At 36.3% G+C, this 10,719-nt stretch carries 6 protein-coding genes and 1 pseudogene; 2 read left to right on the forward strand and 5 right to left on the reverse strand.

Features of this window, described 5'->3' with window-relative positions; translation table 11 throughout:
• On the forward strand, positions 1–1,076 hold a 1,076-nt coding region (locus tag A9Q93_RS10475; protein WP_303687349.1), incomplete at its 5' end, for a DUF5689 domain-containing protein.
• Between the two features lie 705 nt (positions 1,077–1,781).
• Here A9Q93_RS10475 and A9Q93_RS10480 read toward each other — a convergent pair.
• The 3 genes from A9Q93_RS10480 to A9Q93_RS10490 form a co-directional block, all read right to left on the reverse strand.
• Positions 1,782–3,152, reverse strand: a complete 1,371-nt coding sequence (locus A9Q93_RS10480; RefSeq protein WP_303687350.1) for an OmpA family protein — start codon at positions 3,150–3,152, stop codon at positions 1,782–1,784.
• A 115-nt stretch (positions 3,153–3,267) separates the two neighbouring features.
• A complete protein-coding gene (gene kbl, locus A9Q93_RS10485) occupies positions 3,268–4,461 on the reverse strand; it encodes a glycine C-acetyltransferase (RefSeq protein ID WP_303687351.1) in 1,194 nt (397 codons plus the stop codon).
• A 47-nt stretch (positions 4,462–4,508) separates the two neighbouring features.
• A complete protein-coding gene (locus A9Q93_RS10490) occupies positions 4,509–7,661 on the reverse strand; it encodes an exodeoxyribonuclease V subunit beta (protein WP_303687352.1) in 3,153 nt (1,050 codons plus the stop codon).
• A 246-nt stretch (positions 7,662–7,907) separates the two neighbouring features.
• On the opposite strand from A9Q93_RS10490, the gene A9Q93_RS10495 reads away from it, so the two are divergent.
• Entirely contained in the window at positions 7,908–8,516 is a 609-nt protein-coding gene (locus A9Q93_RS10495; protein ID WP_303687353.1) for a superoxide dismutase, read from the forward strand.
• Positions 8,517–8,594: 78 nt separating this feature from the next.
• Here A9Q93_RS10495 and A9Q93_RS10500 read toward each other — a convergent pair whose 3' ends face one another.
• Together A9Q93_RS10500 and A9Q93_RS10505 are read right to left on the reverse strand one after the other, a co-directional pair.
• Positions 8,595–10,493, reverse strand: a complete 1,899-nt coding sequence (locus A9Q93_RS10500; RefSeq protein WP_303687354.1) for an amidophosphoribosyltransferase — start codon at positions 10,491–10,493, stop codon at positions 8,595–8,597.
• A 69-nt stretch (positions 10,494–10,562) separates the two neighbouring features.
• A pseudogene (locus A9Q93_RS10505) lies at positions 10,563–10,719 on the reverse strand (sugar kinase); the annotation flags it as partial.

Genomic DNA, 10,719 nt, shown 5'->3' on the forward strand with positions numbered 1-10,719 from the left:
CAGGACAACGTATTTATGTAAAACTAGACGGTTTGACCGCTGGTATCTCTAACGGTGTTCCTGTATTGGGTATTAACGGTAATGGAACAATTGAAAAAATAGCTCCAGCACTGCAAGACACTGTGATCTTGAGAGATAGTGAAGTTTTTGATATTGTACCAACGATTGTAACAGGACCATCAGAATTTACAACTGATAAATTACTTACTCTTGTACAATTAGCAGAAGCTCAATTCACAGACAGTGATTTAGCTGCAAACAGAACTTTTGCGTCAGAACCTACTGATCAATTTGATGGAGTTAGGTTCATACAAACTTGTGGAGACTTTTTTGCTGCTCCTATAAGACTAGAAACTAGTACTTTCTCTGACTTTAAAGCCCTTAGGTTACCTAATGGAAGCGGTTCTATCACAGCGGTGCTACAAAGAGACTTTAGAGATGATTTCTATGTGCTTTCTGTTAACTCTCCAGAAGATTTTAACTTTGATGCCACTACAAGATGTAACTTTGACATTGTAGCATGTGGAACTGCAGCAAGTGCTGGTTCAAACACGCTACTTTCAGAGAATTTTGAAACACAGTCTACAGGCGCTGCTGCAATGCCTGCAGGATGGACTAACTTCCAAGAAGAAGGTACTGAAACTTGGGAAGTGTACACTGCCACTGGTGCAAATGCTTCTTTAGGTAAAAGTGTAAGCTGTGGATCTTTCAGATCAGGTGATGCAAGCACAGTAGCATGGTTAATCACTCCTCAGTTTGATTTTGATGCTCAATCTGGTGAAGTTTTCTCATTTGAAACTTCTAACAGTTTTGCAGATGGTTCTTCAATGGAAGTACTATTCAGTAACGACTGGGATGGAACTACAGCAGGAATTGCAACTGCATCATGGGAACCGATGGCAGATCCTATCGTTGTAGATGATAGTGAAAACTTCGGTAACTGGGTATTTTCAGGTAACGTTTCCTTAGATTGTGTTACTGGTACAGGAGCAATAGCATTTAGATATATAGGTAGCGGTGATGCAGGTACTGATGGTACGTATGAATTAGATAATATCTCGTTAACTAGTAATTAATACTAAATAAATGTATTAATTCCGCTTTCGCGAAAGCGGAACAGTAAAAAGCCTCTCCGTTCTTAAATGAATGGAGAGGCTTTTTTACTATTATGACTAATAGGTAATAATTTAAAGTTATTCAATTAACGATCTTCGTCCTTCTTTACTTTAAGTGTTTAGAAAACATTTAAATTTAATTTTGTTCCACTTAAAACAAAGGTTTGGTTCATACAAAACGATTCTTATAATGTTTTCACGTCATCATTTTTAAAGCATAGTCTCTATACTACCGATTACTTTATAATATTACAAATCAATTTTGAGAACGTTTAAACAATTGACAGATGTTTTATATAATTAGCATCATTAAACAATAAGATGGGCGCTGTGAGGCTTGTTTTACACATTGAGGATTTAGTTTACCAATACTATTGCTTAGAAGTCAAACTATAGAGCAAGGAGTAAAAAAATACTCCAGAATTGTCATTAGATATATACCATAGTAAGATAATTAATGATAAGTAGTTGAAGTGCGTAAAAACTTTACTTACCTATTCAGACCATGAAACTGCCTCTTGCAGAATAATGTCGCAATAATCTAGGAACAATTAAATAAGAAACAGCACCTATTAGATAATAGTAGATCGTATTACATAAAGTATATGCATAAAAAAACCGCTCATTGCTGAGCGGTTTCTATTATAAACTTAATACTTTATGAAATTACTTCATTAAGTTAATTTCTACTCTTCTGTTTTGAGCTTTACCAGCTCTAGTTTTATTAGAAGCTACTGGTTGAGTTTCTCCAAAACCTTTTGAGCTCAAACGGAATTCATTTACACCGTTTTCAACTAGGTAATTCTTTACAGATAAAGCACGTGCTTCAGAAAGTCTTTGGTTGAACTGCTTAGGACCATCACTATCAGTGTGTCCATCTACTTCAAACTTAGCTTCAGGATACTTCTTTAAAATTGCAATAATATCAGCTAACACTTCTTCAGATTCAGTTTTAATAGAATCCTTATTAGTGTCAAATAAGATAGTCTTAGCATACTCATTTAATTGAGCTTGCACTTCTTCAGTAGGCATAACTGGTCTTGGACATCCATCTAATTCAGCTATTCCAGCAGTATCAGGACACTTATCGTCAGCATCTTCAACACCGTCATTATCTCTATCTTTTACAGGACAACCTTGTCTTGAAGCAGGTCCTGCTTCATTAGGGCAGTTATCATCTGCATCTGCAACACCATCACCATCTGCGTCTGGACAACCCATAAGAGCAACTAATCCAGCAGTTTGCGGACATTTATCATCTTTATCAAGTACAGTATCACCGTCAGAGTCAGGACATCCATTTGTCTCAGCTGGTCCAAATACATTAGGACAATCATCTTTTGAATCTTGGATACCGTCCATATCAGAATCTGGACAACCGTTGAATTGCTCTAAACCTGCAACTGTAGGACACTCATCTTTTGAATCCACAATACCGTCTCCATCAGTATCAACAGCACCCCATGCAAACTTTACACCTACTGTGTGTTGAAAATGCTTTGGGAATGCATCTTCAAATGCATGCTTATAAGTTGTTTGAATATTTGCAGAAAGATTATCGATTAACTTCACATCAAAACCGAAAGTACCGTTAAAAGTACCGAAACCGTCATCTTCTAACCATTGGTAAGATCCACCTGCACCTAAGTAAGGGCTGAATTGAGATGAACCATTCCATAATTCATTTAAATTGTATCTAAGTCCACCGTCTAAAGATACGTAAGCTAGGTCATCGATTGTATTATCTCCTACCTTATCAATTTGATTGAAGGAAAATGCTCCTGTAGCAACGATTCCATCACCTACGTAGTAACCTAATTCAAAACGGCTAGGGAATGCAAGTACGTTGTAGTGATCTACATTGAAAAACTCATCAAAATAGTCTCCTAATCCTTGATCTTTCTCACCTACTGGATAAAGGTCGATTGCGTTTGCTCCTATTGCAAAACTCCAGCGATTGCTTTCGTCTTGTGCGTAACTTGTGCTGGCAGATAGTAAAATCGCTCCAGCTACTAATAATTTAAAAATATTTTTCATGTTGGGGTTTTTATTTAACAACAATGCAAAATTAAACTGTTCCACGTGATGTACAAGTGCGTAATCAAAAAAAATGTATAAAAAAGCTGTAATTATTGTTTATTCTTTGTTAATTTTAGATAACACCTAGGCTTTTTCCGACTTTTTCAAACGATGCAATCGCTTTTTCTAAATGTTTTTGTGAATGTGCTGCACTTAATTGAACTCTTATTCTGGCTTTCTCTTTCGGAACCACTGGATAGAAGAAACCTATAACATAAATGCCTTCCTCTAAAAGCATATCTGCCATTTTCTGTGAGAGCTTTGCGTCATATAACATAACAGGAACAATAGCACTCTCTCCGTCTACAATATCAAATCCTAAATCTTGCATTCCTTTTTTGAAAAACGCAGTATTAGCTTGCACTTTATCGATAAGAGCCGTACTCTCGTCAATTAGCTCCAAAGCTTTTATAGAAGCTCCTACTATAGAAGGAGCAAGAGAATTACTAAAAAGATAAGGTCGAGATCGTTGTCTTAAAATCTCAATCACCTCTTTGTTTGCACAAGTGTAACCGCCCATAGCACCACCTAAAGCTTTTCCTAGTGTACCAGTAACGATATCTACTCTACCTAAAACATTCTTAGCTTCTAGAGTTCCACGACCAGTATCTCCTAGAAATCCTGCAGCATGACACTCATCTACCATTACTAATGCATCATACTTGTCTGCTAAATCACATATTTTATCGAGTGGAGCAAGAATTCCGTCCATTGAGAATACACCGTCAGTTACTATTACCTTATGACGTGCTCCATCTTCAATTGCTTGTTGTAATTGTTTTTCAAGATCTTCCATGTCTGCACTAGCATATCGATACCTTGCAGCTTTACACAACCTTACACCATCGATTATTGAGGCATGGTTTAAAGAATCTGATATTATGGCATCTTCTTTAGTTAGTAATGGTTCAAATACACCAGCATTTGCATCAAAACATGCAGCGTATAAAATGGTGTCTTCACAGCCATAAAATTCAGCTAACTTCTGCTCTAGTTGTTTATGAATATCTTGAGTACCACAAATAAAACGTACCGAACTCATTCCAAAACCATGAGAGTCTAAGGTATCCTTTGCTGCTTTGATCACCTCTGGATGAGAAGAAAGCCCTAAATAATTATTTGCGCAAAAGTTAATTACCTCACTTCCATCGTCTAGAGTAATTACAGCATCTTGTGGTGAAGTAATAATTCGCTCTTTTTTATATAATCCAGCTTCTTTGATTTCAGCTAGTTCCTTTTGTAGGTGTTCTTTAATTGATCCGTACATGTTTATTTCTTTTTTATAATTGCACAAAGATAGCAAGCTATGAGCGCTTAGCCATTCCATTTAACGATTTCTAAGGTATCCGTATATACCAGTACTTTTTCTGCAACTTTTATATCCATAGACTCTAGTAAATCAGCATACTCATTTACTTGGCTCTTGTGCTTGTTTAAAACTGCACCAGTCTTATAGTCTATCACAACCGCATAGTCTCCTACGATAACAACACGATCAGGAATAAGCTTGCTTCCAGATGGTAATAAAATAGGCTGCTCGTTCAACACTTTTACACCATCTTTATAATATGCCGTGAGATCAGGATGGTAGATAACACTAGATATCATTTCTTTCATTTCGCTCTGCTCTTTTTTAGAAAGAGAGAAGTCACGGTCTATTTTATGACTCACCTCTTCATAATCAGTAGAGAATTGTATTAAAGAAAGATACTCGTGCAATACGTTACCTTTCTGGATAGCCTCGCTTGCACCACTTGCCCAGAGCAATCCTCTTCTCGTAGAAATAGTCAACCTTTCTTTATCAAGATGAACTTTATATTCTTCTAGCATCTCACTTTGCTCTGGCTTTGTAACTTCTGATTTGCGAGCTAAATCACCTATTTCTACAGTTTTAAAACCATTTTCAGCTGTTAGTTCAATTCCTTTATTTTGAACAAAATCCATTAACAAACTTGCATAACAAGCCGTTTTACTATTGGTTTCTATCGCACTTATGTACAATTGCTCTCTCGCTCTTGTAAATGCTACGTACAACGTATTAATTTGATCCATCTCTGCTTTGGCAAGGTGTTGCGCATAAACTTCTGGAGCTAATTCTGGATAGTGTTCGTTTTCCTTTTTTAAACTTATATAAACCTGATCAAAACCTTCATATTCAACCTCGTTCACTTCTACCCAACCGGTAGGATTTCTAGCCTCGTCTAGCTTTTTATCGCAATGCGGTACTATTACCACAGGAAATTCGAGCCCTTTGGATTTGTGGATGGTCATGATTTGTACTGCATCTGCATCTGCTGCGGCTGGTACGCTCAATTTATCCATTTTCAATTCCCAATGCTCGATAAATCCTGAAAGCGACACTTCATAACCTGTAGAATATTCAAATAAAAACTCCATAAAAGATTGCAATCTCGTGTCTTGTTCTTTGAAAAGCCCTAAAGATTCTGCAACATGTTCTGTAGCTTGAAATAATGCCGCTTTCGCGAAAGCGGAACCTAAATCCTCTTCTTCCCAACCCATTAACTTCCCACCTAGCGTTTGCAAACTCTCGTGCAGATGCGCCGTGACAAAAGAATGAATATCTTCTAATTGGAAAACCTTTGTATAGGCCATTAAAAATTCCAGCCGAGGCTGCTGTTGCTCGGGCGCCTGAATCATTTTTATTAATGATACCAACAGCTGTACTTTATGAGAGGCATGAACCAGTAAACTATCTCCAGAAACCACGCGCATATCCTGACTAACTAGATATTTTGCGATTTCATGTCCATCCTTATTTGCTCTTACTAAAACACAAATCTCACCCAAAGAAAAACCACTAGCCTGAGCTTTTAAAACTTGTTGATGGACATGGTATGGGTAAACGCTAGCATAATCATCTTCCTCATAAGGTGCTTCAAAATCTTTTTCTATAAAGTCTATTTGAATAAAACCGCCTTCCTTTGATCTGGTTTCTTGCTTTAAATACTTTTTATAAAGTGTTTTATAGACATCGCTACTCAAATGATCTCCATAAGAATCAAAAAACTGGTTATTAAAATCGATGATATGATCATAACTGCGCCAGTTAAAAGCAAGTGTTTCTTCTTTTTTGGGCAACATAAAAAGATCTGGAGTAGCAAGAAGCTTCAGAAACTGATCTGCATCACCTCCACGAAATCTATAAATAGACTGTTTTGCATCTCCTACAAGCATTAAAGAACCTCGTTCTTGATTCTCGCGTTGTTGTTGTAATTCATTTTCAATGAGCGGAGATAAATTCTCCCATTGCATGCGACTGGTATCTTGAAACTCGTCTATAAAATAATGGCGGTAGCGCTCACCTAATCTTTCATAAATAAAAGGTGCTGGCTCATCTTTAATTTGCTCTGCAAGCAAAGCGTTAAATTCATAGATAGGAACTATTTGCTCATTAATTTTTATTTGATCGATCTCATGAAGCAGCTCGTTAAGCAAGGATAATGGTGTTAGGCTGCTGGCTATATTTTTATAGAAAAGCACTGCGCCCATGTTCTCTTTATACTGGACAGCAAATGATTGAATTTCACCAGCCATTTGATCTATACGATCCTTAATATCTTGTGATTTCCCTTTAGGATATAAGTCTCCAGCAATTAAATCTCTAACAGAAGCTGTTTCCAGACCTACAGAAAAGTCCTCGCCTGCCACTTTTATAACGGTATTGAAAATACTTCTAGAACCACCTTTAAAATCTGTGGGATCAATGTTAGAGTTCTGTGATAGTTCCACTAATGCTTTTGCTGTTTCTGTAAGTTGCTTTTGAGTAGTATTTATCTTCTTATATAAGCTTTCGCGAAAGCGTAAAAAGTCTTCTACCTCTTTATCTTTTAACTGTTTTAAATAAGGATAGTGATTTTCATTGAGTATGAGTTTTGCGATATCTTGAAGATCGTACTCGATGTCCCAGCTTTTTCCCTCTTCTATTTTTGATAAAGAAAAATCTACTAATAATTGAGTTAGCTTTTTATCTTTTCCTGCTCTAGCAATCAAATTATGAATCGCTTTAGAAATTAATCGTTTGCTATCGAGTTCTACCTCAAAATTATCAGGTAAATCAATATCCTTTGCAAATGTTCTTAAAATACGATGATTAAAAGAGTCAATAGTCACGATGTCAAAAGCAGAATAATCATGCAATAACTGGTTAAAAATAGCTTGTGCTTTTTTTCTAAACTCCTCACTATTTAGTCCTGACTCTTGTTGAATATGTGCGGCGATTCCCGTTACTGAATCCTCTAACTCTTCAAAAGTAAATTTATAGAGGTATTCTAGTATACGCTCCTTCATCTCACCTACCGCCTTATTTGTAAAGGTCACAGCTAGAATTTTACGGTAACCATTTGAGTAAGAGTTTTTAAAAAGCAGTGTCAAGTAGTCTTGAGCGAGCGTATAAGTTTTACCAGATCCTGCGCTGGCACTATAAAAAGTTGTGGGTGATTGTGACATATTCAAAGATAAGATTACTCCTTTAAAAATAGGTATAGACTTATGATATGATATGGAAAGGTTAAGTTACAGAAGATAAAGGCCTATTCTACTAAATAGGCTATATAAAATTCTTTCTTTTAACCTTTTACCTACAAATAATGATCACGAACACTTTAAGGATAATATAACGTTGATAATTTTAACAAATGCCTTTTTGTGCCTAATTTTAGAGTTCAATAAATAACTAATTAAAAAGAATATATAATGGCTTTTGAATTACCACAATTAAAATATGCTAAAGACGCGCTAGAACCTCATATTGATGCCAAAACTATGGAAATACACCATGGTAAACATCACCAAGGTTATACTAACAAATTGAATGATGCCGTAGAAGGAACAGATCTAGAAGGAAAGACTATTGAAAATATCCTTAACAATCTAGACATGAATAATACTGCTGTAAGAAATAATGGTGGTGGATTTTATAATCACAGACTTTTTTGGGAAGTAATGTCTCCAAACGGTGGCGGTAACCCAAGTGGTGACCTTGCTGATGCGATAAATACTTCTTTCGGTTCTTTTGAGGCTTTCAAAGATAAATTCAGTGCTGCTGCAAAAGGACAATTTGGTTCTGGATGGGCATGGCTTTGTGTACACGAAGGTGGAAAACTTGACGTATGCGGAACACCTAACCAAGATAACCCATTGATGCCAGAAGTAGGCTGTGGAGGAACTCCTATTTTAGGTCTTGACGTATGGGAACATGCTTACTACCTAAATTATCAAAACAGACGCCCTGATTACGTAGAAGCATTTTTCAATGTAATCAATTGGGAAGAAGTATCTAGAAGATATGCTGAAGGGAAGTAGTCTTTTAGCTTTTAGCAAAAATTAGAAATCCCCAAATCAACTTTATTGATTTGGGGATTTTTTTATTGTGAACTTTAATTAATAAGCCCTTTCATCATTACCTTCAAAAAAGTTGATATAAGCACGATTTACCACTCGATTACCACCATCGGTTGGGTAATTACCGGTAAAGTACCAGTCTCCTAAGTTTTTAGGACAAGCCTTATGAAGATCTTCTACGGTTTGATAAATTACTTTTACTTCTGCATTTATATCTTCATCAGAAAGCAATTCACCTATTTTATCTGATATTTCTTGATCTGTAAAAGGATCGTATAGTTCTTTTACATGGTTTACCACATCTACATCTTCCATTTCAGTTTGTAGTTTACACTTTTTATAAATGCGCTCTACCGTATCATAGGTATTACGATCCCTATGTAAGGCTAGAGCCGCTCTAAAAGCTACCAGACCTTCTAATCGTGCCATATCTATTCCATAACAATCTGGATAACGTATTTGTGGCGCACTAGAAACGACTACAATTTTCTTTGGGTTCAATCGGTCCATCATTTTAAGGATGGATTTTTTTAAAGTTGTTCCTCTTACGATAGAATCATCTATAATAACCAAATTATCTTCTGGCTGTACTACTCCATAGGTAACATCATAAACGTGAGCAACAAGGTCATCACGAGAAGAATCTTCTGTTATGAACGTACGTAATTTGGCATCTTTTATGGCGATTTTCTCGGTTCTTAGCTTTCGCGAAAGCGTATCATCCACCTGCTTTGCAGTAAGTTTTCCTTCACCGGCAATGATATAATCTCTCTTTTGCTGGTTGAGAACTGCATGACCTTCTTCTACCATACCGTAAAAAGAGGTTTCGGCAGTATTAGGAATGTAAGAGAAAACAGTATTATCTATATCATTATCAATACTTTCTAAAATTTTAGGAAATAATAATTTCCCTAACATCTTACGTTCTTGATAAATCTCTGCATCACTACCTCGTGAGAAATAAATACGCTCAAAAGAACATGCTTTACGTTCTAAAGGTTGTGTTATTTGATCTAGGCTTACCTCACCATTTTTCTTTATGATGATGGCTTTTCCTGGATCAAGTTCTTTTACTTCATCAAATGGTGCATTAAAAGCAGTTTGAATTACCGGTCGCTCACTAGCGACAACTACTACTTCGTCATTTTTATAATAATAAGCAGGACGTATTCCGGCAGGATCACGTAATAAAAAAGCATCTCCATGACCCATTAGTCCGCCCATAGCATAACCTCCATCCCAGTCTCTGGCACTTTTGCGCAAGATTTTTGCAACATCTATTTCTTCAGCAATTTTAGGACTGGCTTCTATTTTAGAAAGTCCTTTTGCTTTAAACTTCTTATATAATTTGCGTACTTCTCTATCTTGAAAGTGGCCTACTTTTTCCATAACGGTAACCGTATCTGCCATGTCTTTAGGATGCTGCCCAAGTTCCACAAGCTTGTTAAAAAGCTTAAAAACATTAGTCATGTTGAAGTTACCAGCCATGATCAAATTACGGTGCATCCAGTTATTCTGACGTAAAAATGGATGTACTGACTCGATACTGTTTTTACCGAAAGTTCCATAACGTACGTGACCCATTAACAATTCTCCTATGTAAGGTATCTGAGCTTTTTGGGCAGCAACGTCATCTTTAATGCCAGGATTTTCTAGTAACTCTGTATTAATACGTTCATTAATTTGAGAAAAGATATCTTGTATAGGTTGTGCTGCATTACTACGCACTCTAGAAATATAACGCTGTCCTGGTTTTACATCTAGCTTTATACTGGCAAATCCAGCACCATCCTGACCACGGTTGTGCTGCTTTTCCATCATGAGGTACATTTTATTAATACCATAAAAAGCTGTGCCGTACTTTTCTTTATAATATTCTAATGGTTTAAGAAGGCGTATAAGTGCAATACCACACTCGTGTTTTAACTGATCGCTCATGATGGGGATATCTAGAATATAAAATTAAAAAAGCCCCAAGTAATTCTTGAGGCATTTTGATAGTTTTTATTAATTGTTTATTTCAAATTTCGTAAGCGCTTTAAACTGCTCTAGACGCTTTGTTATCTCTTCATTAGTAATGGTTTGCATGCGCTCAGTTCCAAATTTCTCTACTGCAAAGGACGCAAAATTAGATCCATAAATAATCGCACGTTTCATATTTTCA

The sequence above is a fragment of the Nonlabens dokdonensis genome (assembly GCF_002162835.1).
Lineage (GTDB): Bacteria > Bacteroidota > Bacteroidia > Flavobacteriales > Flavobacteriaceae > Nonlabens > Nonlabens dokdonensis_B.

What these genes read in the sequence shown, in the direction of transcription:
- A9Q93_RS10480 (WP_303687350.1), bottom strand. Translation starts at nt 3,152, where the DNA reads ATGAAAAATATTTTTAAATTATTAGTAGCTGGAGCGATTTTACTATCT.
- A9Q93_RS10490 (WP_303687352.1), bottom strand. Translation starts at nt 7,661, where the DNA reads ATGTCACAATCACCCACAACTTTTTATAGTGCCAGCGCAGGATCTGGT.
- A9Q93_RS10495 (WP_303687353.1), top strand. Translation starts at nt 7,908, where the DNA reads ATGGCTTTTGAATTACCACAATTAAAATATGCTAAAGACGCGCTAGAA.
- A9Q93_RS10500 (WP_303687354.1), bottom strand. Translation starts at nt 10,493, where the DNA reads ATGAGCGATCAGTTAAAACACGAGTGTGGTATTGCACTTATACGCCTT.
- kbl (WP_303687351.1), bottom strand. Translation starts at nt 4,461, where the DNA reads ATGTACGGATCAATTAAAGAACACCTACAAAAGGAACTAGCTGAAATC.